This window comes from Rhizobium sp. BK251 (assembly GCF_004345245.1).
Classification (GTDB): domain Bacteria; phylum Pseudomonadota; class Alphaproteobacteria; order Rhizobiales; family Rhizobiaceae; genus Rhizobium.
On record NZ_SLUQ01000009.1, the window covers coordinates 396,340 to 421,890 of the forward strand.

Consider the following 25,551-nt stretch of genomic DNA (forward strand, 5'->3'; position numbering starts at 1 on the left):
ATTTGCAAGAGGAGGTAATAATTGCCTCAAGACGAACGGCGCGTTGCCGTTGCCATCATGGAGCAAGACAATGACTATCGAACACAAGGGTACGGCCCTCATCACCGGAGCCTCGACCGGTATCGGTGCGATCTATGCTGATCGCCTTGCGAAGCGTGGATATGACCTCATCCTGGTCGCACGCAACAAGGAGCGCCTCGACGCTGTCGCAGCAAGGGTGACGTCCGAGACGGGTCGGTCGGTGAAGACCGTCGCCGCCGATCTCAGCAGCAAGGCCGATCTCGCCCGCGTGGAAGACATACTGCGCAGCGACGCCAGCATTACCGTGCTGGTCAACAATGCCGGCTTTGGCGGCAGCACCCCCCTGCTCGCCTCGAACATCGAGACGATGGAGGACATGATCGACCTCAACGTCGTCGCTCTGATGCGTCTGACCTATGCCGCGGTTCCGGGCCTCGTGGCACGCGGTGGCGGCACGATCGTCAATATCGCCTCGATTGCAGCGGTTGCGCCCGAAATCCTCAACGGCGTCTATGGCGGCAGCAAGGCCTTTGTCCTTGTCTTCAGCCAGTCGTTGAAGCACGAACTCGCCGACAAGAATATCCGTGTCCAGGTCGTCGTGCCCGGCGCAACGGCCACAGAATTCTGGGACATCGCAGCCGGAGGCGTTCAGAACCTGCCGCAGGAGATCGTGATGCCGGCCGAAGACATGGTCGACGCCGCGCTGGCCGGCCTGGATCAGGGCGAGTTCGTCACCGTTCCGTCGCTGCCGGACGATGCGCAGTGGGATGCGTTCGAGAGTGCCCGCCAGGCACTGAAACCCTACCTGTCGCGCACCAAGCCGGCGCCACGCTACCAGCTCGCCTGAGGCGACAGTCGCTCGAAGGCTTTGAGGACGCCGTCGTCGGCAGGGCTCATCCCTGCCGGCGGCCTGCCACATAGGCGGCGAAGCCCTCGATAAAGTCGGAAAGGTTCTGGCGTGTCTTCTCGTCGGTGAGTTTTCCATCCGCGTCGAAAACGGTTTGCGCGCGCGAGATCATGAGCCGTCCCTCGAACCAGGTATCGGTCTTCAGCGTGCGGAGCACGGAGAGCCAGGCATTCTGGCTGAGAATGGTTCCGAAGCCGCTCCGGGAAGCGCCGGCAAGCGCCACCGGCTTGCCCTTGAATACGCGGTCGGCGTCGTCCGAGGGTGTGCTCAGCCAGTCGACGGCATTCTTGAAGACGCCCGGCATGGAATTGTTGTATTCCGGGGTGAAAAGGATGAGGCCGTCGGCGCCGGCGATCAGATCCTTGAGCAGCGCGACCTTGGGCGGGATGCCTTCGCTTGCTTCGACATCCGCGTCATAGAGCGGTACGCCGTGTATCGTCTCGGCAACGATTTCGACCCCTTGTGGCGCAAGCTCGACCGCTGTGTGCAGCAGCGCGGTGTTGAACGATTTCTTGCGAAGGCTGCCGGATATAGCTGCCAGTTTCATTCTGCTTCTCCTTGTGTGTCGCCTCAGGGTCGCACAGTAAGGTAGTTTCCGCCAGTATGTCCGGCTGACGCAGAGAGTGAAATCCGGCTCTGCCCTGGCGGCCGTCCGCCTCCAGATGCTGGAGGAATGCATCGAGTTCGGTGCGCTCGATCGAGACGCCATGCTGCGCGCCGGGATAGACGCCGGATCTCACATCCTCGACGAACTCGCCGAAGGCAGCGACCCGCTCCTGCTGCAGGCGTTCGTACTCGGCCGCGAAATTGCGGTAGGCTTTCGCATGGCGCGGGTAGTGACCGCGATTTGCGCCAAGCACATCCTCAGCGAAGAGATATTGCGCGTCGCAGCCGCTGCCGGCGCCCATGGACAGCATCAGCATGGAGGTGCGTGCGCTGATCGCCGCGGCAACATGGCCCGGCACGACCTCTATCTCCGCCGCGAAGGCGCCTGCCTCTTCGAGCGCCTTCGTCTGGCGCCAGACCTCCAGCGCGCTCGCAAATGTCTTGCCGACGGCGCGGAAGCCTCCGGTCCAGGTCGCCTTGGAGGGGATGAGCCCGACATGGCCGCAGACGGGAATGCCTTCGTCGCGCATACGGCGAACGGTTTGGAGACCCGCCGCGCAATACACCGCGTCACCGCCGGCCTTCAGCGCCACGAAGGCGGCGCGCATGTATTCTTCTGCGGTGACGAAGTCCCCATATTCCAGCCCCGGAAAGGCAAAGACCGACGGCGCGGCCTCGCGGAACTCCGGCCCGAGCAGTGACGGCGGCACCGACACCATGTCGATCTTTGCCTGCTCGGCCGCGGCCGCCTCATCGAGCGTCGTCACGCGCAGCATCGTCAGCTGGCGCTTGCCCTTGAGGGAGAGAAGGTCGGCGACCGTGGGGCGGGAGTGTTTCTTCATGTCTGTCTTCCTCATGGCGCGGCAGGCAAGCGAGAGATCTGTCAGGCTGCCAGCAGAGACTTGAGCTTCACATCGCTGGCGACCAGCGCCTGGGGATCAGGACGGGCTCGTGCGGCAATGAGCATTTCGGAAAGACGGATGTCGCGAGCTACCGCATTTCCCGGTCCGATGCCGCTTGCGGCCAGTAGCCGGCCCGCTTCATCGAGATGAAAGAGCAGGAACGCCCCCTCCCCCACATCGCGCCGCAGCGTCGTCGTCGCGCCGTCGGCAAGGCCGGCAATCTGGAGCGTCATGTCGTACTGATCGGACCAGAACCACGGGACGGCGGAGACGGGCTCGTGCTCGCCAAGCATGTTGGCGGCCGCAAGCACGCCCTGTACCTGCGCGTTGCGCCAGGATTCGAGCCTCATCCGCCTGCCGCCGTAAAGCGGCATCGGGAAGGAGCAGCAGTCGCCGGCGGCAAAAACATCCGGCACCGAAGTCCTCAGATATTCGTCGACGGCAATGCCGTTTTCGATCACCAGGCCGGCCCGCTCCGCCAGGTCCGTGTTGGGCAATGCGCCGATGCCGACGATGACGAGGTCGGCTTCGACCGTGCCCCCGCTCGCCAGGCGAACCGTCGCCTTCTCCGCTGTCTCCTCCAGGGAGGAGATGGAGACCTCGCAGCGGATATCGACGCCTTCTGCGCGATGGCGCTCGGTGATGACCTCGGCGATTTCCTCCGGCACGCCCCGTTTCAAGACCCGCGGCAGGCCCTCGATGACCGTCACGTCGGCACCCGCCTTTCGTGCCGTTGCGGCAAGCTCAAGGCCGATGAAGCCACCGCCGACAATGGCGATATGGCTGCCTTCGCGCAGCAATTCGCCGAAGGCCAGGGCGTCGGCGTGGTTTCTCAGCGAGCGGATGCGGCCGGCGCCGCCGGCGACGCCCGGGAATGGCCTCGCGATCGCGCCGGTCGCCAGCAGCAGCTTGTCGTAGCTGAGGCTGCGTCCGTCCGTCAGCGTCACCCTGTTTCCCCTGGTGTCGAGATCCCTCGCTCCCGCCCCGAGAATGAGGCGAATGCCTTCTTCATCGTAGCGCTCGCGCTCGACGATGAATTTCGGCTGGTCGGATCCCTTGAGCCCGGCTTTGGAGAGCGGCGGGCGTTCGTAAGGCGTGATGGGTTCGTCACCGACGAGAGTGATGTCGCCTTCGAAGCCATTTTCGCGGAGAGCGAAAGCTGCACGCGCTCCACATTCCCCCGCTCCGATGATCATGAAGTGAGACATGGCGGCGTCCTAGAGAGAGATGAAGACGGAACCGTCTTCGACCTTGACGGGGTAGGTCTTCAGGTCGACGCAGACCGGCGCCGCCTTCGCTTCCCCTGTGCGGTAGTCGAAGCGACCGTTGTGCTTGGGACATTCGATGATCTCGTCCATCACCAGGCCATCGGCAAGATGGACGTGCTCGTGCGTGCAGAGCCCATCGGTCGCGAAATACTCGTCGTCCGGGCTGCGGTAGACGGCAAAGGTCCGTCCTGCGTGGTCGAAGCGGATGACGTCCTCCTCGTCGATCTCGTCCGCCGCGCAAACCGCGATCCAGTTTCCACTCATGTCTTCCTCCCTCGATTGTTGTGTCCTGCTGGTGCTATTGCGCGGCCGTGGCGAGTTCGCTGTGGAACTCCTCGCGATAGGGTCTTGCCGTCGGCGGAAGTTCGCGCTTCAGGAAATAGTCTTCGTTGCGCAGCTGCCGCAGGAAGGCCCGCATCATTTCGCGGTAGCCAGACCAGATCGATGGATTGGCGGCCGGCAGGTCGTGCTTGATCATGGCGTGCAGCCGCGGCAGCGCGTGATAGGGCACCATCGGAAACATGTGATGCTCCACATGGTAGTTCATGTTCCAGTAGATGAAGCGGCTGACCGGGTTCATGTAGACCGAGCGGCTGTTCAGGCGATGGTCGATGACATCGTCGGCAAGCCCGCCATGCTGCAGGAGGCCGGTGAGCACGTGATGCCAGGCGCCGTAGAGGCGCGGCAGCCCGATGAGCACGAGCGGCAGGACGGAGCCCATGTAGATGGCAAGGGCGACCGTCGCGACGTAGATCGCGAACCAGATGCGGGCGACACGGATCGTTCGCGGTTGCTCCATTTCCGGAATGAAGGTCTTTTCCTCGGCGCTGATGACGCCAGCCGCATTGCGCACCATGTCGATCATCGCATAGGTCACATCGATGATGCCGAAGAAGTTAAGGACAAGGCGGACCAGATCGGGCGGACGCATGACGGCGATCTCGGGATCGCGGCCGACGATGACGGTATCCGTATGGTGGCGGGTGTGGCTCCAGCGCCAGGTGACCGGATTGCGCATGATCATGAAGCAGGCGATCTCGTAGACGGCGTCGTTCATCCAGCGCGTCTTGAAGGCAGTGCCATGGCCGCATTCATGCCACCGGCTATCCGAGGCCGAGCCGTAGAGGACGCCGTACGCTAGGAAGAACGGCACGCACCACCAGCTGCCCCAGAAATAGATGCCCAATCCTGCAAGGACGGCCATGCTGCCGAGCCAGATGGCCGTATCGCGGATCGCCGCGCCATCGGACCGCTGCATCAGCGCCTTCATCTCCTTGCGCGGAATCTCCGTGTGATACCACTGTGCTGCCGCAAGTCCCTTTTCGACAGCCGCACGGCCGCTCGGGCCGAGCAGGCTGTAGTCGCGCTTCAGCGAACGTGATGTCATGGACCTCTCCCTCGGCGCAGGCCGCCTCCTCGATGTGAGGTGAGAATAGGTTGACTTTCTGCGATGCTCAATGCATGAATGATAGAATCTATCAAAACACATCACCACACGGTTTCATACGTGATGTAATGCCATCAGGGAAAGCCGATGCGCAGACCAACCATCGCCGATCTGGCCAAGGCCTCGGGTGTCAGCGTTGCGACGATCGACAGGGTGCTCAACGGGCGCCATCGCGTGCGCGAGGAAACGGCGCGGCGGGTCTATGATGCCGCACAGGCGATCGGCTATCACGCTGTCGGCCTCCTGCGCCAGCGCGTCTTCGAGGACCTCCCGCACTATCGGCTCGGTTTTCTGCTGCAGAAAGGCGACCAGGCGTTCTACCAGAATCTTTCGGCCGCCTTCACGGATGCCTGCAGCAAGGCCGAGCGAGCCCGCGTGACGTGCCAGATCGATTTCACCGGGACGTCGACGCCCGCCATCATCGGGGAGAAGCTGCGCGCGCTTGCCGCCCGCAATCAGGCGATCGGCCTCGTGGCACCCGATTATCCAGGCGTAAGCGCGGTCGTCGAGGAACTGAGAGAGCGAGGCATCGCCGTCTTCTCGCTTCTGTCCGACTTTGCCGCCGGAGTTCGCGCCGGCTATATCGGCCTCAATAATCGCAAGGTCGGCAGGACAGCCGCCTGGATTGTCACGAAGGCGGCCCGGCGCCCCGGCAAGATCGCATGCTTTGTGGGCAGCCACCGCTTCCAGGGACATGAAATGCGCGAGATCGGCTTTCGCTCGTATTTCCGCGAGAATGCGCCGGAGTTCGAGGTGCTCGAGACGATGGTCAATCTCGATACTTCGGAGATCACCCACGAAGCGACCATCAACCTGCTTCAACAGCATAAGGACCTGGTCGGCCTCTATCCCTGTGGCGGCGGGATGGAAGGAGCGATCGCCGCACTTCGCGAAGAGGGCCGCGCGGGCGAGCTTGCAGTCGTCGTGAACGAGCTGACGCAGGAGAGCCGGCAGGCGCTTGTCGATGAGATAGCCACGGCGGCAATTTCCACACCGGTTGCGCAGCTCGCGGCGGAAGCTGTCCGCCTCATGATCGCCGTCATCGAGGAGGGACAGCCCGACGTGCCCGGCCAGACATTCCTTCCCTTCGACATATTCATCTCGGAGAATATCTAGAACAGGGTGCGCAGGCATGAGGGAATTCTATCATGCGGCCGGGTTTTCTATCAGCGATGATGTGATAGAGGCAGCGCCGGGCATGGATCGCGTCCGCGAATTTCAGTAGGCATGCAGCAGCAGTCTGCCGCGTCCCCCGCGGCCCAGGAGGAGATACCGATAATGAGTGCCGTTCGTTTTGCCCTTAATCACATGTGCGCGCCGTCCCTGCCCGTCGCGGATTTCTTTGCGCTCGCGAAGTCGCTCGGCATCAATTCCGTCGAGATTCGCAACGACCTCGAGGGCAACGCCATTCTTGACGGGACGCCGGCATCCGAGATCAAGGCGCTGGCTGCGCAGAATGGCGTGACGATCATCTCGATCAATGCCCTGCAGCGCTTCAACGAATGGAACGAGACAAGGGCAAGGGAGGCGGCTGAGCTGATCGCCTATGCGCGCGATTGCGGCGCGAGGGCGCTGGTGCTTGTTCCGAAGAACGACGGCACGGGCCTGGCGGACGGCGAGCGGCAGGCCAATCTGCGCCAGTCGCTTGCGGCGCTGAAGCCCATGCTCGATGAAGCCGGCATCATGGGCCTCGTCGAGCCGCTCGGCTTCGAGATCTGCTCGCTGCGCTCGAAGACTGAGGCGGCGGATGCCATCGAGCAGCTTGGTGCGCAATCGACCTTCAAGCTCGTGCACGACACCTTCCATCATCACCTTGCCGGCGAGGCGCCGATTTTCCCTGAGCTTACCGGGCTCGTCCACATTTCCGGCGTCAACGATCCGCGTGTGACCGTTTCGGACATGCGCGATCCGCACCGGGTCCTGGTCGACGAGAACGACCGGCTCGACAATGCCGGGCAGATGGAGGCGCTGGTCAAGGCGGGCTACAGCGGCCCCTTCTCGTTCGAACCGTTCGCGCCTGAGGTCCATGCGCTCGAGAAGCCTGCGGCTGCGCTGAAGGGGAGCATGGAGCTCATGCGCTCTCGGCTCTCGATCCTTATCTGATTGATTGGCAGACCGACATCGTGCCGGTGCGTGCACCGACCCGTTTGCCTAACAAATGGACGATGGATGGCGCTGTCTAAATAAACAGCCGCGTACGCAAAATTACCCATTTCCTCATACTCGCGCCTATGTCAGTAATTGTTGCGAGATATGGCCGGTGCGCCGACTGCAACGAAGAGGATGAGGACGATGGCTTCGAGAATGATCAGAACTTCACTTGCGGCACTGGCGTTGCTCTCGCCGACCGCCGCCTTCGCCCACACAGGCATCGGCGAGACGAGCGGTTTCGCGCATGGCTTCATGCATCCGATCGGCGGCCTCGACCACGTGCTCGCCATGGTGATGGTCGGCATCTTCGCCTTCCAGCTCGGCGGCCGCGCGCTGTGGCTCGTGCCGTTGACCTTTGTGGGCGTCATGGCTCTGGGCGGCGGTCTCGGCGTTGCCGGGATTCCGGTGCCCTTCGTCGAAATCGGCATCGCTCTTTCCGTGATTGTCCTCGGAGCGATCGTCGCGCTGAACATCAAGGCGCCGGTCGCCGTGGCAATGGGCATCGTCGGCATGTTCGCGATCTTCCACGGTCACGCGCATGGGGCGGAGATGCCTGAAAACGCCGGCGGATTGACCTATGCGGCGGGCTTCATGATTGCGACGGCGCTTCTGCATGCTGTCGGCATCGGCCTCGGCTTTGCAATCGGCCAGAGCAGCGGCCGCTTCGGTCCGCTCCTCGCGCGCTCCGCCGGCGGCATTGCGGCTATCGCTGGCGTCGGGATCCTGACCGGGATCGTCTGACGTCCCCAGAAGCAATCCGATTTCGAAAGGGCCCGCTTCGGCGGGCCTTTTTCGCGGCGGACGTCAGTGCTTGGGGCTCCTCGCCTCGTCTCAAGAGTGGTGATGTCCGTGAGACGCGTCGTTTCCGTCCGCGGCGGGTTCGGATGGGATGATATGCAGATTCCCGAAGCGTACGCCACGCTGGGTGACGACGCTGTCGGCAAAGGACTTTACCTCGGCGACCGAGCCTTTCAGCACTGCGACCTCCAAACAATCCTGGTTGTCGACGTGCACATGCAGCGTCGAGACCGAAAGGTCATGATGGTGATGCTGCGAGCTGGTCAGCCGGCGGGAAAGATCGCGGGTTTCGTGTTCGTAGACATAGGTAAGCGTTGCGTAACATGGCGTCTTGCCATCCGCGGCTGCGAGCTCCCGCGTGGTCGCGTCACGTACCAGGTCGCGCAGGGCCTCGGAGCGGCTGGCATAACCGCGCTGTTCACTGATCCTGTCGATGACCTCCAGCAGATCGTCGTCGATGGTAACGGTGATGCGCTGCATGGTGATCTCCTTTGGCGAGCGTTGCGGATTGCCGTGTCAAGTAGAGGCAATTCCGGCCCCGATTGCAATGCGGGGAGCTCTATTCGCGGCCGCGGAAACGGCGCTGATAGGCAGGATCGTAGAGCGAACTCTCGCGAAAATGGGCGGCAGCAAGCGAAGGCCCGACAAAGATGATGGCGGTTCGCTCGATCGGCTCTGCGGCGACCTTCGCTTCGATGTCGGCGAGTGTGCCCCTGACGACACGCTCGTCCGGCCAGGAGGCCTTGACGACGATCGCGACAGGGCAATCCGCGCCATAGAGCGGCGTCAGCTCTTGTACGACCTGGCCGAGCGCATGGATCGCGAGGTGTATGGCGAGCGTCGCGCCGGTGGCGCCGAATTTCTCCAGAGTCTCGTCGTTCGGCATGGGCGAGGCGCGACCGGACACGCGCGTCAGGACGAGGCTTTGGGCGACGGCCGGGATGGTGAGTTCGCGGCCGAGCAGTGAGGCCGCCGCAGCAAAGGCGGGCACCCCGGGCGTCATCGTATAGGCAATGCCGAGCTTCTCCAGCCGGCGGATCTGTTCGGCAACGGCGCTCCAGACGGAGAGATCGCCCGAATGGAGCCGCGCCACATCCTCGCCGGCGTCTGCGGCACGGAGATACTCGGCTTCGATCTCGTCGAGCGACATCGGCGCGGTGTCGATGATGCGCGCGCCGGGCGGGCAATATTGCAGCAGTTCAGGAGAAACGATGGAGCCGGCATAGAGGCAGACGGGGCATCTGCCGATCAGATCCCTGCCGCGCACCGTGATAAGATCTGCAGCACCCGGTCCCGCGCCGATGAAATGCACCGTCATGTCGTCTTCTCCGTCTTTTTCTTCTTAGGGTTTGGTCCAGGACCATTGCGTCACCGGCATCGCCGGCCGCCAGCCAGTCATCGTGCCGACGGGGGATGCCCTTGCTATATCGATGCGGATCAGAGAGCCGCCAAGCTCGGTGTGCAGGCGAAGCAGCATTGCCTCCATCTCGGTCGTTACCGCACTGGCGACGAGCCGGCCCCCGCTCCGCAGTGCCGCAATTGCAACATCAACGACGCCGGCATCACTGCCGCCTCCCCCGATGAAGATCGCATCCGGAGTGGCCAGTTCTTCCAGCGCTCGCGGCGCCTCTCCTTCCACGACCTGCAGGCCCGGAACGCCGAAGAGCGCAGCATTGCGGGCGATGCGCACTGCCCGTTCAGGCACCGCTTCGATAGCAACTGCACGAAGCGACGGATCGGCGAGCATCCATTCGATGCCGATCGAGCCCGAACCAGCGCCGATATCCCAGAGCAACTCGCCGCGTCGCGGGGCGAGCGTCGAAAGAGTGATCGCGCGAATTTCCCGCTTGGTCAGCTGACCATCATGTTCGAAGAGCCTATCATCGAGGCCGGAGGCGAGAGGCAGGATGCGTGCCCCCTCCCCTGCCCTGATCTCGATCGCGCAGACGTTGAGGGTGTTGAGACCGCTTGCGGCAAAATCCGCAGCTTTTTGCGTGGTGATCCGCTCGTTCGGACCGCCAAGCGCCTCGAGAACCGTTAGCGTAGACTGACCGAAGCCGGAGGTCGTGAGCAGTTCAGCGAGCAGCCCTGGGGCTTCCCCATCAGAAGTCAGGGCAAGGATCTTTCGGCCCGGATGCAGGTGCGGACGGATCAGATCGAGCGGACGCCCGTGCAGCGAGATGGTCGTGACGTCCTGCAGCGGCCAGCCGAGGCGCGAAGCTGCAAGACTGAAAGCCGATGGTGCCGGCAGGACATGCATCTCGGCGGCTGAAACATGACGGCTGAGCGTGGCCCCGACGCCGAAGAGGAAGGGATCGCCCGATGCCAGCACGACCACGGGCTTGCCGCGCCTTGCAAGGATGATCTCGATCGATTTCTCGAAGGGACTGAGCCAGCGACGGGCCTCTCCGTTCAGCAATGGTCCGACCAGCTGCAGGTGGCGCTCGCCGCCGAAAACAATGGGTGCGGCGGCGATCAGCCGCTTGGCCTCGTCACCTAGACCGTCTGGACCGTCCTCGCCGAGACCGATAAGAGTGAGCCAGCGCTGCGTGGAAGATGAAGATATCTCAGACATGGGCAGGAACCGCATTCTGATACTGGGTGGTACGACGGAGGCGCGGAAGCTCGCCGAGGCCTTGGCTGGGCGCGCCGAACTCGACGTGCTGCTCTCTTTGGCCGGCCGCACCGCGACCCCTCTGCCCCACCCCGTTCCGGTTCGAAGCGGCGGTTTCGGCGGCGCCGACGGGCTTGCGCGCTTCATCGTACAGGAAGGCATCGAACTGCTGGTCGATGCGACCCATCCATTTGCCCCGCGAATTTCCGCCAATGCGGCGGAGGCGGTCGCCAAGACTGGCATTGCCGGCTTCGCGCTGCGCCGTCCCGCCTGGGAAAGTGTCTCGGGCGATCGATGGATTTCGGTTGCGGACATGCCGGAGGCGGTGAAGGCGCTCGGCGCTTCGCCACGGCGCGTCTTCCTGGCGATCGGCAGGCAGGAAGCCCATCATTTCAATGCCGCTCCCCAGCACGACTATCTCGTGCGCAGCGTCGATCCGGTCGACCCGCCCCTGCAATTGCAGCGGGTCTCCTATGTTCTCTCGATGGGCCCCTTCCATCTCGAAGACGAGAAGAGGCTGCTTACCGAACATGGCATCGAGGTAATCGTCGCCAAGAACAGTGGTGGGGACGCAACCTATGCCAAGATCGAGGCGGCGCGCGAACTCGGTATCGAGGTCGTCATGATAAGGCGGGCGCTCCCCGCGAACATGGAAGCCGTGGATAGTGTCGCTGCAGCGCTTCGCCATGTCGATCAGGTCGCCTTTCCCGCAGCAAAGCGTGGCGTATAGACGAGATCGGGCCTTGTACCCCGGCTGATGACGCGCGTTTCGGCCGATCCTATGATGACGCACGTCGCCATATCGGCGGCCGAGGCTTCGGCGCTGCCGAGTGAGAAAACGGCGATCTGCTCGTCCGGACGGCCCGCTGCACGGCCGAAAATGACGGGCGTTTCGGAAGGAAGAACCGTGCGCAGGATTTCAAAGGCGCTGCCGAGCTGCCATGGACGCGCCTTGCTGATGGGATTATAGAGCGCAATCACCAGTCCTGCGTCGGCAGCTAGAAGAAGCCGTTTTTCTATGATATTCCAAGGCTTTAGATTATCCGATAGGGAGATTGCGCAGAAATCGTGGCCGAGCGGCGCACCGATCCGCGCGGCGACGGCAAGCATGGCCGTGATCCCGGGGACGACGACGAGGTCGATCTCGCGCCAGGTATCCGGACCATTGTCGATCGCCTCGCAGACCGCGGCAGCCATGGCGAAGACGCCCGGATCTCCGCCCGAAACGACGCATACAGTGGCTCCGGCGGCGGCACGTTCCAAGGCAGCCTTCGCGCGGGCAAGCTCCTCGCGGTTATCCGACACATGCCGCACCTGCCCCGGCTGCAGCGACAGGCGATCGACATAAGGGCCGTAACCGAAGAACTCGGTTGCCTGCGCCGCCGCTGCCTGGGCTTCCGGGGTCATCTGGGATGGATTGCCGGGGCCGGTGCCGATGACATAGAGACGACCGCTCATGGCCTGCCCTCCCAGCCCGGAACGAGGATCAGCGAGAAATAGGGCGCGTCTCCATCGGCCTTTTCGACAAGCCGTGTCATCGCGCCGTTTTCCATCGTGCCGCGCTCGACATAGATTGCCTGGCGGAGCCGTCCCGCGGCTTCCAGCGCGCGGCGGATCTTCGGAAGATTGCGACCGACCTTCATGATGACGGCCGCTTCCGTGTCGCGCAGCCTGCGCGCAAGTTCCGCCTCGGCCATCGTGCCCGGCAGGACGGAGAGCACGTCGTCCCCCTGCACGATCGGCACCCCTGCAAGAGACCAGCAGCCGGACATTGCGGTAATGCCGGGAATGACTTCGGCCGAATAGCGCCCGACGAGGCGCACATGCAGGTGCATGTAGGAGCCGTAGAAGAGCGGATCGCCCTCGCTCAGGATCGCGACCGTTCGCCCGGCATCGAGATGGCCGGAAACAAGTTCCGCGGAGGCGTTATAGAAGGCGGTGATCTGGCTGCGGTAGGCCTCCTCGTCCTTGCCGATTTCGGTGGTGACCGGATAATAGAGCGGCAGCAGGATCACGTCCCGGTTCAGCAGGTGCTCGACGACGGCGCGGCCGTTGCCGCTTCTTCCCTGCTTGGCAAAATATGCAATGACATCAGCGGCTTCGATGGCCTTCACCGCCTTGACTGTTAGGAGGTCGGGGTCGCCGGGACCTGTGCCGACGCCTATGAGGCGCCCCTTTGCGGCGGTGCTCATAGGCCTGGCCTCGCAAGCGCGTTGACGGCTGCCGCAGTGATCGCACTGCCGCCCAGCCGACCTCGGACGATGGCGAAAGGCACTCCGTAGGAATTCTCGGCAAGCGCGTCCTTCGATTCCATCGCGCCGACAAAGCCGACCGGCATGCCGAGGATTGCAGCAGGCTTCGGCGCTCCGTCCCGCAGCATTTCGAGCAGGAAGAAGAGGGCCGTGGGCGCATTGCCGATCGCAACGACTGAGCCAGCGATCCGGTCGCCCCACAGGCGGAGTGCAGCCGCCGAACGCGTGTTGCCGATCTCCGCTGCGATCTCCGCGGTCCGCGGGTCGCGCAGGGTGCAGATCACTTCGTTTGCGGCAGGCAGACGCGCACGCGTGACGCCGTTGGCAACCATCTCTGCATCGCAGAAGATCGGGGCGCCGCTCTGCAAGGCGCTGCGCGCAGCCGTGACGAAATCGGCCGAGAAGGAAAAATGCCGGGCGGCATCCACCGCGCCGCAGGCATGGATCATCCTGACGGCGATTTCCGCCTGCGCGTCGGTAAAGGCGGAGAGGTCCGCCTCCTCGCGAATGATCGCAAAGGAACGCTCATAGATCGCGTCGCCATCCCGGATATAGTTATATTCAGGCATTCCTATCCCTGTGTCGCTTTAGCGATTTCGTGCGTGCCGAGCCGTGTTAGGCAGGCAAGCGCCGATTCGCCAGCATGTTTGTTGTTGCGCACCAGGCGGGCGAGCCCCGCCAGCGCTTCATTCACCCCGCCCCTGCCGATGTACGCTTCCGGTTCGGCGGATGCGGAGCCATTTACGACAAGCCCGTAGCCTGTTGGCGTACCGACAAATGCGATCGCTGACCTGCCGGGATGCGCGCAGCCTTTCGGGCACCCGGAAAGATGCAGCATGAGCGAGCCATCGAGGAGTTCGGGCGCATTCTGCAGTGCCGCCTCGCCCAGCGATCGCGTGCTGTAGAAGGCCGATGCGCAGGCCCCTGCCCCGGCGCAGGCCGCGATGTGATTTGCCGAATCGTTCGCTTCTGTTCGGAAGCCGAGCGTGGCCGCTGCCTCCTTCAGCCGGGTCGCCCTCTCGGCATCGAGACCGAGAACGAAGAGGCTGTGTTGCGGCGCGGGCCGGATCTCCATCGCTCCACACATCCCGGCGGCATCGGCTAGCGCCCCCAGTTCGGTGGAGCGCACCTGCCCGTAGGCGAGCCGCAAGGCGAGCATGGTGCCTGCGGAACCTAGGTCGTGGATGCCGGCACCCGATGAAATCTCTGCCTTGGGGAGCACTGGCGAATTTGACTGACCGTATTGTCGAAAGAGCAATCGAAGGTCGCCGTCCGTGACGTCCCTCGCCCGCGTGCCCGGTCCCTTATCCGCAAAGAGTTGCAGGAGCGCGATCACGGCGTCGACGGCTTCTGTAACGGATAGGCTGGCACAGGTGCGCGCGGCTTCCTCCGTTCCGCCAATCGACAGGGTCCATTCGGATCCGGTTCGCTCAAGAGCCCGAAGGCGTATATCTGCTGTGAGACGAGAGAGATCGAACCGCCCGCCTCCATCGACGACAATCGATAGCTTGGGCGCTATGACACGGCCTTGCATCGTGGTCTCTATCCTTGCACGCAGCCGATCAGCAAGATCGCGTGGATCTGCGGTCTCGAGCGGGTCGATGCCTGCAAGAGGTGGAACCTCGACCGCCACACCGCTTGCGGGAACTATTCCGGTCGCCAGAATATCCATGGTCAGCTGCGGCACAGTCTCGGCGCTCAGGCCACGGATCTGCAGGCTGCCGCGAGCAGTTATCTCGATGATGCCGTTCCCGGATCGTCTGGCTGTCGCCGCAAGCCCCCGCGCCTGATTGATCGAGAAGCCGGGCACGACCGGCCGGAAGCGTGCAAGCAGGCCGTCGCCGGTTTCCATCGGCGCCGAAAGGGTCGGACAGGCATTGCGTCGACCTACGGGGCGCGGACGAGCGACGGGCGGCGCCGCGACACGGGCCGGCGCCGCATGTGCGCTGTGCAGTGTCTCCGCTCGTCCGTCTGCTTGGGTCATGAGAATGTCCTTCCCGGCCGAATGTCCTTACATGATCCTGTCATGCAGGCAACCGTCTTGCTTGGGAGCCCTGGATGCGACGGTTACTCGTCGCGGTCGCCGCCGTTGCGTAGGAGATAGATGTCCATGATCCAGCCGTGCCTCTCGCGCGCCTCGGCACGGGTTTTCAGGATATCGCCTGCAACGTCAGCGAGACGCCCGGAGACAATGATTTCGTCTTGCGTGCCGAGATAGGCGCCCCAGAAGATTTCCGCATCCGGCGCGTCGATCTTGCTGAAGGCCTGTTCGCCATCAAGCATGACGACGGCCGAATCCACATGCTGCGGGAAGCTTTCGGCCAAGCTCCGGCCTGTCGTGATTTGTACGGGCTTGCCGATCGCGTTGATCGGGATGCGATGGCTTGCCGCGAGCGCCTGGATGCTGGTGATGCCGGGAATGACGGAATAGTCGAATTCGACCTGGTCGGCCGCCTTGACGCGCTCGATGATGCGAATGGTGCTGTCGTAAAGGCTGGGATCACCCCAGACAAGGAAGGCGCCGGATCCGCCCTCGGATATCTCCGTGGCAAATAGTGCCTCGTAGGTGCGCGCGATGCCGGCATGCCATTCATCAACGCTCTGGAGATAGCTGCGTCCTGCAGTCTGCCGCGACGGCACATCATATTCGACTGTGCGGCTGTCAGGTCGCGTGACATAACGCTCGCAGATCTCGCGACGGACATCGGCAAGCTCGGTCTTGCTTGCACCCTTGGTGGGGATAAAGAGCACGTCGGCTTTGTTCAGCGCGTTTATGGCCTGGATCGTGAGATGTTCGGGATTGCCGGTTCCGATGCCGACGATGTAAAGATGTTTCACGAGTGCCCCCTTGTCTCGGCGCGGTTTGAAGCATTTCCCCGGCGCTTTCAAGGTTCTTGTGCGGAGTTGGCCGCGGCCAACTTAGCGCGTCGGGGACAGACCCGGCGGTCATGTTGCCGCATCTCCCGAATCGTGGCATTTTCGATACGCTTTTTGACTGCATGTAGACGAAAAAGCGCATTGAAAAGGATCGGGTGTCTTGGACAGCTTAAGCGTATCGACGACAGATGTTCGAATTGAGCGGCATGCCCACCAGCTGTCCCGGCAGTTGAAGCTGCTTCGCGAGAAGCTTTTCCCGCCATTGTCTGAGAAGAGCCTGCGCACCTTTACCTCTGGCGAGGCCGCTCAGATGATAGGGGTGTCGGATGGCTACCTGCGCCAGCTTTCGCTCGACGGCAAGGGGCCGATGCCCGAAGTCTCCGGGAATGGCCGGCGTTCCTATACTCTCGGGCAGATAAATGACCTTCGCCAGCATATGGCAAGGGTGAAGCCGAAGGATGCGCTCAACTATCTTCCGCGGCGGCTGCCCGGCGAGAAGCTGCAGACGATTGCGGTGACGAATTTCAAGGGCGGTTCGGCCAAGACGACGACGACTCTTTATCTGGCGCAGTATCTGGCGCTTGCCGGCTATCGAGTGCTGGCGATTGACCTGGATCCGCAGGCTTCGCTCTCGGCGATGCTCGGCGTGCAGCCGGAATTCGACCTGGAGGAGGGCGATACGCTCTATGGCGCCATCCGCTACGACGAGAGCCGGAAATCCCTGAGAGATGTCGTCCGCAAGACCTATTTTGACGGTCTCGACCTCGTGCCGGGCAATCTGGAGCTCATGGAGTTCGAGCACGAAACGCCGCGGGCGCTGAACGACCGGCAGCGCGCCAATGGTGAAGTCTTTTTCAAGCGCGTCGGGGCGGCGATATCCGAGGTGGAGCAGGACTACGATATTGTGGTCATCGATTGCCCGCCGCAACTCGGCTACCTGACGCTCGGCGCCGTTTGCGCTGCGACCGCGCTGTTGATCACGATCCACCCGCAGATGGTGGACGTTGCTTCGATGTCGCAGTTCCTGCTGATGACGGCGGACCTGCTTTCCGTCGTACGCAAGGCCGGCGGCGATCTGCGGCATGATTTCATCAAGTATGTTGTCACTCGGCACGAGCCCTTCGATGCACCGCAGTCGCAGATCGTCGCGCTTCTGCGAAACCTGTTCGGCAATGACGTGCTGACGGCAACCATCCTCAAATCAACGGCGATTGCCGATGCCGGCCTGACGAAGCAAACTCTCTACGAGATCGAGAGGGGCCAGGTGCGTCGCTCGACCTATGACAGGGCGCTCGAGTCCGTCAACGCGGCCAACAGCGAAGTCCTGGCATCGGTTCATCATGCCTGGGGGCGCAAATGAGTAGACGCGATCGGCTGAAGGGGCTTTTCGACGATACGGCGCAGGAGTTGGCCGCGGCCAACTTCGAGAACGGCCCGGCCGAGAATGCGACCCGCGGGCCTGCCGGCCCGGTTCGGTCGATGGCCCTGACGCTCGGCCGGATGGAGGAAGAGGCGAGGGCGATGCAGGAAGCGCTGCTTTCGGGCGAGCGCGTCGTCGAACTCGACCCCGCCGACATCGAAGCCTCCTTTATTCGCGACCGGTTGAGCGAAGCGCCGCTCGATCTCGATGACGAGCTTGTGCAGTCGATCGCTGAGAACGGGCAGGAGGTGCCCATTCTGGTTCGCCGGCATCCGACGGACGAAGGCAAGTACCAGGTCGCCTATGGCCACCGCCGCCTTCAGGCGGTGAAGCTTTTGGGTCGCAAGGTTCAGGCGGTTGTTCGCAGCCTCGACGACATTGACGTTGTCGTTGCCCAAGGCATCGAAAACTCCGCCCGCCGCAATCTCTCCTATATCGAGCGAGCGGTTTTTGCCTTCAATCTCGAGAGCAAGGGCTTTGAGCGCCCGGTCATCATGCGGGCACTCTCGACCGACAAGACGGAGCTTTCGAAGCTGATCTCGGTGGCGAAAGCCGTTCCAGCCGCCATCGTAACGGCAGTTGGGCCGGCTCCGGCCGCCGGCAGGCGCAAATGGATCGCCTTTGCGCAGGAGATGAACCCTGCCGCTGTCGGTCGGCTTGAGAGGCTGGTGGCGGGCGAGGCCTTCACGAAGGCTGCATCGGACGAGCGCTTCGAGATGGCGGTCGCCGAGCTCGCCAGGAAGCAGACCAAGGCCGAGAAGACCGAGTACGCATGGAAACCCAGGAGTGGAGGGCGGGTCAACGCACGGATCACGACATCCGGCACGTCCTTTGTCCTGGCACTGAAGACCGCCGAGGCGCCGAACTTCGGCGACTACATTTCGCGCCGGCTGGATGAGCTCTACGAGGCTTATCGATCTGGCAAAACAGAGGAAGCAGGAGACTAGACCGCAAAAGAAAAAAGCCCCCGAACGTTGCCGTCACGGAAGCCTTTCTCATATCTGGACAATCTGAGATTCGCATTTCCGAGAATCACTGTCAAGAGTCTTTGGCGCCGATCAGGGCGAGTGGATTTCTTTTGCCTTTGACGAGGTGAAGGATATGCAGACCGGAAATGTGACGACGCCTTTCGGGCGGCGGTCGATGACGCTTGGCATGCTGGCAAGTCAGCTCCATGCGGAGGAGATCGCCCCCGACAAGGCAATCGACAAATGGAAGATCTTTCGTTGGCTATGCGAGGCGAGGGAACGCATCGGTGTTTCCGATCGTGCGCTTGCTGTGCTGAATGCGCTGCTCAGCTTCCATCCGAAGAACGAGATCTCGGAGGAGAGCGGGCTTGTGGTATTTCCCTCCAATGCGCAGCTGACGCTTCGCACGCACGGGATGACCGGAACGACACTGCGACGGAACCTGGCTCAGTTGGTCGATGCAGGTCTCATCATCCGCAAGGATAGCCCCAACGGCAAGCGCTACGCCCGCAAGACCGGCAGCGGCGACATCAGTGAGGCTTTCGGCTTCAGCCTGGCGCCTCTCGTGGTTCGCGCTGAAGAGATCGAAGCTATGGCCACCGAGATTGCCGCTGAGCGACAGCATCTGCGGCGGCTGAAGGAGCGCCTGTCTCTCTGCCGTAGGGATATTTCGAAGCTCATCGAGACTGCACTGGAGGAGCAGATTCCAGGCGAGTGGTTCGAAATGCAGTTCCACTTCCGGGCGCTTGTATCAGGCATTCCTCGCTCGCCGGACGCAGAAATGCTCGAAGAGCTCCTGCGCGACCTGGAAGCCTTCAGGGATCAGGTGGTCAACAGCCTGGAAATGAAGATAAAAACAGAAAAAACGCACTCCAATGACAGCCAAAGCGGTCGGCACATACAGAATTCAAACCCCAACTCAACTTATGAATCTGAACCACGCTCTGAAAAAGAGCTGGGCGCGACAGCCGAGCCCAGGCCGGACCGGATCGCAGAGCCGCCTAAATCGTTCCCGCTGGCAATGGTGCTGCAGGGCTGCCCGGAAATCGTGCCATACGGGCCAGGCGGCGCTATTTCAAGCTGGCGTGACCTGATGGGGGCCGCGGTGGTGGTCCGATCGATGCTTGGCGTCAGCCCGAGCGCCTATCAACGGGCCTGCGAGGTGATGGGCGCCGAAAATGCTGCTACAGTGATCGCCTGCCTCCTCGAAAGGGCAGGGCACATAAACTCGGTTGGTGGCTATCTGCGCGATCTTACGCGGCGGGCCGAGGAAGGTGAATTTTCGATTGGCCCGATGCTGATGGCCCTCATCAGGTCCAATGGGCCAGTCGCGAGGAAGGCGGGGTAGGGGAGTGCCGTTGCAGCTTGAAGAAGAGACCATCTTGCCAAATGCACGCGTTGGCGGCTTATATTCAGAACTTGCTAATACCTTGCATGTATCAGTTTTGCGATTGAAAAATCTCTTCTGGGCGGTGGTCTGGTGATGTCGGGGGAAATGGACCAGAATTTCATGCCCGTACTTCCGGAGGGGGAGCGCCCGGAAACAGGCGGCGAGGGTCTTGTCGCGCTTCGAATTGAGGACAAGGACCGGCTGACCGGCCTGTGGAATCGTCCCTGGATCGAGCAGTTGCTGAGAGACACGCTCGGCCGGAAGGATGCCGCAACGATCATCCTTCTCGATCTGGACGGGCTGAAGGAGATCAACGCAGGTTTCGGCCACGATGTCGGCGACGAGCTGCTGCAGGGTGTGGCGGGGCGGTTGCCGTCCGCCGCAGGCGGCAACGCAGTCGTTGCGCGATTTGGTGGCGACCGCTTCGCAATCCTTTTGGGCGGGGACGTCGGATCGAACGGGGCGAACGACTACGCCTCGCAACTCCTTGACGAACTGGGTCGGCCCTTCGACATTGCAGGACATGTGTTCCACCTCGGGGCAAGCGCTGGGCTCGCTCGGGCGCCGGCGCATGGCGAGGATGCCGAGGAATTGATCATCAGCGCCGACCTTGCGCTGCTGCGGGCCAAGCAATCCGGCGGGCGAACCTGGCGAATGTTCGCGCCTGAGACACTCGACGAAACCGCTGCGCGGCGCTCCCTGCAGGCCGAGTTGCTGCGCGCGCTGCGAAACGAGGAGCTGGTGCTGCATTACCAGCCACAGGTTTCGCTGAATGACGGACGCATGACCGGTGTCGAAGCCCTCATTCGCTGGCACCATCCCAAGCGCGGGCTCCTGCTGCCTGGCGATCTGCTGATGGCTCTCGAGACCAGTTCTCTCGCTCTTGAAATAGGCTGGTGGGTGCTGGACGAGGCATGCAGGCAGATGGCTGCCTGGCGCGATGCCGGCGTGCCGGCATTCAAGGTTGGCGTCAACTTGTTCCAGGAGCAGTTTCGCGCGGGCGTGCTTCTGCAGCAGATCCGTGAAATGCTCGCGCGCCATCGGCTTCAGCCGAATATGCTTGAGCTGGAGGTGACGGAGACGGTCGCGTTGAACGACGATGGACGCCTGCTATTGACGATGCGAGAGTTGCGCGAACTCGGCGTCGGCATTGCTTTCGACGACTTCGGAACCGGCTATGCTTCGCTGAGCTCGCTGCAGAGGTTTCCACTGACGACGCTGAAAGTCGACCGCAGCTTCGTGGGAGATCTGCTGACGAACCCACAGGACGTCGCGATAACGCGGGCAATCATTACCCTTGGCAACGAGCTTGGCCTGGAGACAATTGCGGAGGGCATCGAGACGCTCGATCAGGAAATCATGCTGCGCAATCTGGGGTGCAGGACAGGGCAGGGGTATCGCTATGGCAAGGCGATGCCAGCCAAAGAAATCGCCTTGCTTTGCGGCGCTCTGCGAACGGCCGCGTCGGAAGCGGAAAAGGCGGATCTGCTGCACGCCTCGATTCCGACACCAGAAGCCGGCTAGATAGGCGCGTGGGAGCGCTGCTCTTGACGCTTTCTCCACGTTTTTCGGTTAAGATACGAGACGATCTACAGAAAGTCCGATAAGCCAAGCTTATCGGACATTATATTGGTTCGACGGGCTGTGCGGTTTTGTGGGAGGTTGATGGCATAAACCGCGCACCCGATCTATGCTGACGGACATGGATTCGATTGCCAGAGCACAAATGGCATCACCCACATGGTCGGCGAGCTTGCCGGGCTGGACATTGGCGCGCGGTCGCGACGTCGGCGAGCACGACGCGGTCTTTGCGGCCGGTATTGCCCTGAAATCGCTTGATGATCTGATTCGCGCAGACCCACCGTGGATCGGTTGTTGGTGCGATCGTCTGGCCCTCAAATCGGCCGCTGTCGCCGCCGGGATGCTCGGCCGAAGTGAAGAAGAATATGCGCTGCGCGACGCCGTCTTGTTGATGCCGGAATACGGCGACCCAGGGCCGGCCGGAAGGCTGTTTCTGGCCACACGATTGCTGGCCCGTCAATCTCGGATGCCGGGCACCCCGTTCGTCAAGGAACTGGCGACGTTGTTTTCGATCCGATGGGACGACGACCTTGCGTCGATTACCGATCTCATCGATACGGCGATCCAGTCCGGGCGTGCTGCACCCCTTGTGGTCGCCGATCTGATATCTGCGATCACGAGCCTTCGCGCGGACGCTGAAGTTCTTGCCCTTGGTCTGGGGGAGGTGGTGCTGGCGGTCAAGCTGAAATGGCCGAAGCCAGTTCCTCTGTTGCTGCCCACGCGATTTGGCTCGGCCTTCCGGACTACCGGCGGGCGAGGCAGGGCGCGACCGGGAGAGCCGGCCTATCCGAAGGCAATCTGCTTGGCGGTGGTCAGCAGCGTCGAAGCGGCGCTCCAATCTGCCCCCGACATTGATCGCCGTGCCGCTCGGTTGATGGCAGCAGTGCCGAAGGTGAGGACCAAGGGGGGCGATGCGGTTATCCAAAAGCTACGCAATGAAGACGATTCCGGCCTCGGCGCCGGGCTTCAATCTGTCACGCTGGGCAGCCACTCGACTGTTTGAGCGACTGGAGAGTTTCGAGGCTTTACGAGAAGTTTCCGGCCGCTCTTCATTCCGCATGTACGGGTTATGAAGATGGCAAGATCCTCGGAAACTCAAACCAAAAGGCGGCTATCGCGAGATCGAAGGCAGGACGTTCTCTTTGATCGCGAGCTTGAGGATCTGCCGTCGGGGTTGCGGTGGCGAGAATGGATACTACGGGTCGAGGCGGTAATTTTCGCTTCGGCCGAGCGGGTTGGTCGCGAGACGCTGGCGCGGGTGGTCGGCAAAGATTGCAGCATTGATCTGCTGATTGAAGATCTTGTCGAGGAACTGCGTGACCGGCCGTATGAGTTGGTGCCGGTCGCCGGGGCTGGCAGCATCGGACCCGCCCGCGGTTCGCTGAGACAATCCGGGCTTCGTCGGCGCCGACCAGAGGAGGGGCGGCAGCGCTGTCGGAGTTCGACGCGATGGTGCTGATGGCGGTGGGATATTTCCAGCCGGTCACCCGCAGTGAGCTATCGAAGATTTTTGGCAAGGAGGTGAGCCGTGACGTGATCGGCAATTTGCGGTGTGCGGGTTTCATCGGCTCCGGGCCGCGCAGCCCGACGCCGGGTGCGCCCTATACGTATGTGACCACGCCGTATTTTCTTTCCGCCTTCGGCATGGACACGCTGCGCGACCTGCCTAACATCGAAGCGCTCGAGGACGCCGGCCTGCTCAGCCGACACGCGGTTCAAAACGAAATCGCCGGCTCGGAGGGCGGCGAAAGCGAGACGGACGAAGAAGCGTCCTTTGTCGAGTGATGCCGATCGTTTCCAGCCGCGCGGCCATCAGCGCCGGGCTGACCAGCATCGCCACCGAGGCAAGCGCGATCGACAGGCCGAGCTTCATCGGGAAGAGCAGCAATTGATCGAACAAAACGCTGTCGAAATAGGCGACTGCGGCGCTGCCGTCGGGCCGGTGGAAAGGCCATACGACCGCCTCCGCCTTATTCTGAACGTCTGTGCTGCCGACCGGCTCAATACTGGGAACACCTGTGGGAATCGGTTCACCACTAGCACCGTTTATCGAAATGGATAGCTGGCTCCGGCGGTAACAATCAACTTAACACCTACGCTACAGATTCCGTGATGACCGCAGGCAAGATGCTCGTCGCCATCATCGAAACATGTCGACCCTACGCACCACATGCCCTTATGACCACACAACTGGTGGACGGAGGAGTAACCGGGCTGAAGCCGTGCGTCTTGAGGGGGCATGATCGCCTTAAAAGCATCGGCTGCCGCCCCTCAATCTGCTAACAAGCATCCGTCAGGCTGCTGCTGCCTCGTAGTTGAAAGAGGTCAAGCTGCTGAACTTTGGTGGTTCGACGTTGATTGGCTCTTGTATGTCATAAACACCGCCACCTTCCAGGTTAGGGTTACCCTTCTGGAGAGGGAAATTACGCAGGTTCGCGAACGGTGAAGCCTGTAGATAGTCGTGGAGTTTACAGAAACCCCGCGCCATCGCCGCGATCTGCTCGATCCTCGCGTCGTCAGCAAAGTAATTCAATGTGTTGCACTCGCCAAACAGGATCAAAACGACCTGGTCGTCCCGGCCGAGAAATGGCATGGCGAGCCATGACTTTGCATTGGGCTTATCTTCACCCAGCGCCTGTTGGAGCGCTTCATCGCTTTCTTGAAAACCGGTCCGATAGATCTTCTGGTTGCCGTAGGCCTCTCCCATGATGCCCTCGTTGACCGGGAACGTCCGACCTGCGGTCGGTTTTGCGGTTTTATCTAACGGGAGATAGGAGCATACCTGCTGCAGGAATTCCTGGCCCTCTCGGTTCATAACACGATGGATCGTAAGGCGCAGGTTTTCGACCGGACTTGCAGAAAGCAAGCCTTCGACAGCAGACAAGAATGGAAGAACCGCCATTTGAGAGGCGGGCGGCACAGGCTCGGGGTTCTTAAACGAGTTCATGATCTATCCTCAGCAGTCGGGAAATATCCCGGTTTCCAGTACCGTTCCGGATGTTGCGCCTGCGTCGTTCCCATTTCCGCGAACTTGTCTGCTACAAAATTATAGTCGTTGAATATGAGTTTCAAATGACTCTCAGTATCGCAACCGTGCCGGCATAATACATGATCAGTGCTGATGTGCGCGCTTGAAATTGCTTCATCGAGCGGTCGCCGGCTGATCGAGATCGCACCGCAACGGTACAATAGATAGATCAGAATGCGGTTTAGCACAGAACTCGTCGGGCCAAAAATATTATCGAGATCGTTCGGCTCGTCTAAATTTTTGCCAGCAATGTGAAGGGTGACCGCGGTATCCTTACGCAATCGTTTGCGAAGCGCGGCTTTAGGACCTCTCAGAAGCGTGTCTTCGATGTTCGCGAAATATGGCAACAGGCCATCGTTTTCGCGTCCTTTCAGGTACATTCGCAGATGTTCTTCGGTCGCCTCGAGGGTGTCACCGAACAGTTCGTAGAGGATCGTGTCTTGGCGGAAGCGCTCTATCGTCAGTCGGCAGACATCGACAAGTGCTCCATCACCTGATCCCGAAACCAGATATCTTCTGCGATCAACCGTCAGACCTGGCTGCCCAAGTTGCTCATTGCGCCAATACGAGTTTGTGTTGAACTGATTAGTCCGCTCCCAGCCGAAGCCTGCGGCGAAAATAATTGTATCGAATCTGTCGGTCCGACCCTCGCTCTCGCCCTGCGTGAAATATTGATCATTTACGACGACATTCGTTCCGATAAATCGGATTTCCTTCGTAGCCGCCTGCACTTGCAGGTGATGAACGCCGACCAATGCCCGCAACCGCTTCTTCCCATAGGCCTCGCAGTAACGGGCGAACCCGTCCAGCAAAATTCGAGCGACGTCCGAAGCCCGGCCTTCGCTCCAATTGAGGATAGGCAAAGAGGCACTCGGCGCTCTGCTCCCCCAACTTGGCCAAGCGTAGAGGCTTGGATGCAGCCATCGCCCATCACATCCCTGCTGAACCGGACATAGATCCCACTCCTTCTCGAACAATGTGATCGAGGTTCCGTTGTCACACGCGAGCAACGCTGCGGTTGTCGTCAAACCAGCGGCGCCCGCCCCGATTACGGCAACACGGCCAAGGCCGCGAGCGCCCGATCTGTGCTGTTCAACCAGAGCCCAGACAAGGTTATGGGCTCGAACTTGCTGGTTATAGAGCGTCACGCCGCGTTCTTTGACCCCGATGGCGAAAATCCCGTCGCTGATCTCGAAGGTTTTTAGAATATCTGCTGGGCTCTTCTGCTGGGCTGCACTCATGTCGGGTTCCGGAAATGTGGAAGATGGTCCAGGCAGGCAGCACGACCAGGTTACTTCGCGCTGCCGGCTCGATGTCAAAA

Annotated in this window: 23 protein-coding genes and 3 pseudogenes; 11 read left to right on the forward strand and 15 right to left on the reverse strand. The window is 61.8% G+C overall.

Annotated features, from left to right (window positions below; genetic code table 11):
- Positions 1–70: 70 nt before the first annotated feature.
- Complete coding sequence (locus tag EV286_RS24565) at positions 71–868, forward strand: SDR family oxidoreductase (protein WP_132959796.1); 798 nt, start codon at positions 71–73, stop codon at positions 866–868.
- Between the two features lie 46 nt (positions 869–914).
- Here the strand turns inward: EV286_RS24565 and EV286_RS24570 are convergent, their stop codons facing one another.
- From EV286_RS24570 to EV286_RS24590, 5 genes and pseudogenes are all read right to left on the reverse strand, one after another.
- A complete protein-coding gene (locus tag EV286_RS24570) occupies positions 915–1,475 on the reverse strand; it encodes an NADPH-dependent FMN reductase (RefSeq protein WP_132959797.1) in 561 nt (186 codons plus the stop codon).
- A 97-nt stretch (positions 1,476–1,572) separates the two neighbouring features.
- Positions 1,573–2,376, reverse strand: a pseudogene (locus EV286_RS24575) (3-methyl-2-oxobutanoate hydroxymethyltransferase); the annotation flags it as partial.
- A gap of 41 nt (positions 2,377–2,417) precedes the next feature.
- Positions 2,418–3,644, reverse strand: coding sequence for an FAD-dependent oxidoreductase (locus EV286_RS24580; RefSeq protein ID WP_132959798.1), 1,227 nt, complete (start codon positions 3,642–3,644; stop codon positions 2,418–2,420).
- Positions 3,645–3,653: 9 nt separating this feature from the next.
- Positions 3,654–3,968 (reverse strand): MocE family 2Fe-2S type ferredoxin, encoded by a 315-nt coding sequence (locus tag EV286_RS24585; protein WP_132959799.1) that lies wholly within the window; start codon positions 3,966–3,968, stop codon positions 3,654–3,656.
- Positions 3,969–4,002: 34 nt separating this feature from the next.
- On the reverse strand, positions 4,003–5,091 hold the full coding sequence (locus tag EV286_RS24590; protein WP_132959800.1) for a fatty acid desaturase family protein: 1,089 nt from the start codon (positions 5,089–5,091) through the stop codon (positions 4,003–4,005).
- A 147-nt stretch (positions 5,092–5,238) separates the two neighbouring features.
- On the opposite strand from EV286_RS24590, the gene EV286_RS24595 reads away from it, so the two are divergent.
- From EV286_RS24595 to EV286_RS24605, 3 genes are all read left to right on the forward strand, one after another.
- Complete coding sequence (locus tag EV286_RS24595) at positions 5,239–6,267, forward strand: LacI family DNA-binding transcriptional regulator (protein WP_132959801.1); 1,029 nt, start codon at positions 5,239–5,241, stop codon at positions 6,265–6,267.
- Between the two features lie 162 nt (positions 6,268–6,429).
- Positions 6,430–7,254 carry a TIM barrel protein gene (locus EV286_RS24600; RefSeq protein WP_132959802.1) on the forward strand — a complete coding sequence of 275 codons (825 nt, stop codon included), beginning with the start codon at positions 6,430–6,432 and terminating at the stop codon, positions 7,252–7,254.
- 189 nt (positions 7,255–7,443) lie between these two features.
- Positions 7,444–8,043 carry a HupE/UreJ family protein gene (locus tag EV286_RS24605; RefSeq protein ID WP_132959803.1) on the forward strand — a complete coding sequence of 200 codons (600 nt, stop codon included), beginning with the start codon at positions 7,444–7,446 and terminating at the stop codon, positions 8,041–8,043.
- A 90-nt stretch (positions 8,044–8,133) separates the two neighbouring features.
- Here the strand turns inward: EV286_RS24605 and nikR are convergent, their stop codons facing one another.
- The 3 genes from nikR to cbiE all read right to left on the reverse strand — a co-directional run bounded on the left by nikR (position 8,134) and on the right by cbiE (position 10,675).
- Positions 8,134–8,580: a nickel-responsive transcriptional regulator NikR gene (gene nikR / locus EV286_RS24610; protein WP_132959804.1), complete on the reverse strand. Its 447-nt coding sequence runs from the start codon at positions 8,578–8,580 to the stop codon at positions 8,134–8,136.
- A 79-nt stretch (positions 8,581–8,659) separates the two neighbouring features.
- The gene (gene cobM / locus EV286_RS24615; RefSeq protein WP_132959805.1) at positions 8,660–9,418 is read right to left on the reverse strand and encodes a precorrin-4 C(11)-methyltransferase; all 759 of its coding nucleotides are present in this window, start codon (positions 9,416–9,418) and stop codon (positions 8,660–8,662) included.
- Positions 9,419–9,442: 24 nt separating this feature from the next.
- On the reverse strand, positions 9,443–10,675 hold the full coding sequence (gene cbiE, locus EV286_RS24620) for a precorrin-6y C5,15-methyltransferase (decarboxylating) subunit CbiE (RefSeq protein ID WP_132959806.1): 1,233 nt from the start codon (positions 10,673–10,675) through the stop codon (positions 9,443–9,445).
- Here cbiE and EV286_RS24625 point away from each other — a divergent pair.
- A complete protein-coding gene (locus EV286_RS24625; protein WP_132959807.1) occupies positions 10,674–11,444 on the forward strand; it encodes a cobalt-precorrin-6A reductase in 771 nt (256 codons plus the stop codon). The genes cbiE and EV286_RS24625 overlap by 2 nt on opposite strands.
- On the opposite strand, the gene EV286_RS24630 is transcribed toward EV286_RS24625, so the two are convergent.
- The 5 genes from EV286_RS24630 to cobF form a co-directional block, all read right to left on the reverse strand.
- The gene (locus tag EV286_RS24630; protein ID WP_132959808.1) at positions 11,408–12,172 is read right to left on the reverse strand and encodes a precorrin-3B C(17)-methyltransferase; all 765 of its coding nucleotides are present in this window, start codon (positions 12,170–12,172) and stop codon (positions 11,408–11,410) included. The genes EV286_RS24625 and EV286_RS24630 overlap by 37 nt on opposite strands.
- On the reverse strand, positions 12,169–12,906 hold the full coding sequence (locus tag EV286_RS24635; RefSeq protein WP_132959809.1) for a precorrin-2 C(20)-methyltransferase: 738 nt from the start codon (positions 12,904–12,906) through the stop codon (positions 12,169–12,171). Before EV286_RS24635 ends, EV286_RS24630 begins: the two co-directional genes overlap by 4 nt.
- Positions 12,903–13,535: a precorrin-8X methylmutase gene (locus EV286_RS24640; RefSeq protein WP_132959810.1), complete on the reverse strand. Its 633-nt coding sequence runs from the start codon at positions 13,533–13,535 to the stop codon at positions 12,903–12,905. The genes EV286_RS24635 and EV286_RS24640 overlap by 4 nt, the downstream gene beginning before the upstream one ends.
- Positions 13,536–13,537: 2 nt before the next feature.
- Positions 13,538–14,950, reverse strand: coding sequence for a precorrin-3B synthase (cobG, locus tag EV286_RS24645; protein WP_132959811.1), 1,413 nt, complete (start codon positions 14,948–14,950; stop codon positions 13,538–13,540).
- Between the two features lie 83 nt (positions 14,951–15,033).
- Positions 15,034–15,804: a precorrin-6A synthase (deacetylating) gene (gene cobF / locus EV286_RS24650; RefSeq protein WP_132959812.1), complete on the reverse strand. Its 771-nt coding sequence runs from the start codon at positions 15,802–15,804 to the stop codon at positions 15,034–15,036.
- A gap of 199 nt (positions 15,805–16,003) precedes the next feature.
- Here cobF and repA point away from each other — a divergent pair, with 199 nt between their 5' ends.
- The 6 genes and pseudogenes from repA (at position 16,004) to EV286_RS24680 (ending at position 22,987) form a co-directional block, all read left to right on the forward strand.
- Positions 16,004–17,203, forward strand: a complete 1,200-nt coding sequence (gene repA, locus EV286_RS24655; protein WP_132959813.1) for a plasmid partitioning protein RepA — start codon at positions 16,004–16,006, stop codon at positions 17,201–17,203.
- Complete coding sequence (gene repB, locus EV286_RS24660; RefSeq protein WP_132959814.1) at positions 17,200–18,210, forward strand: plasmid partitioning protein RepB; 1,011 nt, start codon at positions 17,200–17,202, stop codon at positions 18,208–18,210. Before repA ends, repB begins: the two co-directional genes overlap by 4 nt.
- Before the next feature lie 154 nt (positions 18,211–18,364).
- Positions 18,365–19,579, forward strand: a complete 1,215-nt coding sequence (gene repC / locus EV286_RS24665; RefSeq protein WP_132959815.1) for a plasmid replication protein RepC — start codon at positions 18,365–18,367, stop codon at positions 19,577–19,579.
- Between the two features lie 135 nt (positions 19,580–19,714).
- The gene (locus tag EV286_RS24670; RefSeq protein WP_132959816.1) at positions 19,715–21,145 is read left to right on the forward strand and encodes a bifunctional diguanylate cyclase/phosphodiesterase; all 1,431 of its coding nucleotides are present in this window, start codon (positions 19,715–19,717) and stop codon (positions 21,143–21,145) included.
- Positions 21,146–21,323: 178 nt separating this feature from the next.
- Positions 21,324–22,275, forward strand: a pseudogene (locus EV286_RS24675) (DUF1403 family protein).
- Positions 22,272–22,987 (forward strand): annotated as a pseudogene (locus EV286_RS24680) (SMC-Scp complex subunit ScpB). Before EV286_RS24675 ends, EV286_RS24680 begins: the two co-directional pseudogenes overlap by 4 nt.
- 508 nt (positions 22,988–23,495) lie before the next feature.
- Here the strand turns inward: EV286_RS24680 and EV286_RS24685 are convergent.
- Positions 23,496–24,149 carry a hypothetical protein gene (locus EV286_RS24685; RefSeq protein WP_132959817.1) on the reverse strand — a complete coding sequence of 218 codons (654 nt, stop codon included), beginning with the start codon at positions 24,147–24,149 and terminating at the stop codon, positions 23,496–23,498.
- Positions 24,146–25,471, reverse strand: coding sequence for an FAD-dependent oxidoreductase (locus EV286_RS24690; protein WP_132959818.1), 1,326 nt, complete (start codon positions 25,469–25,471; stop codon positions 24,146–24,148). The genes EV286_RS24685 and EV286_RS24690 overlap by 4 nt, the downstream gene beginning before the upstream one ends.
- Between the last annotated feature and the right edge of the window lie 80 nt (positions 25,472–25,551).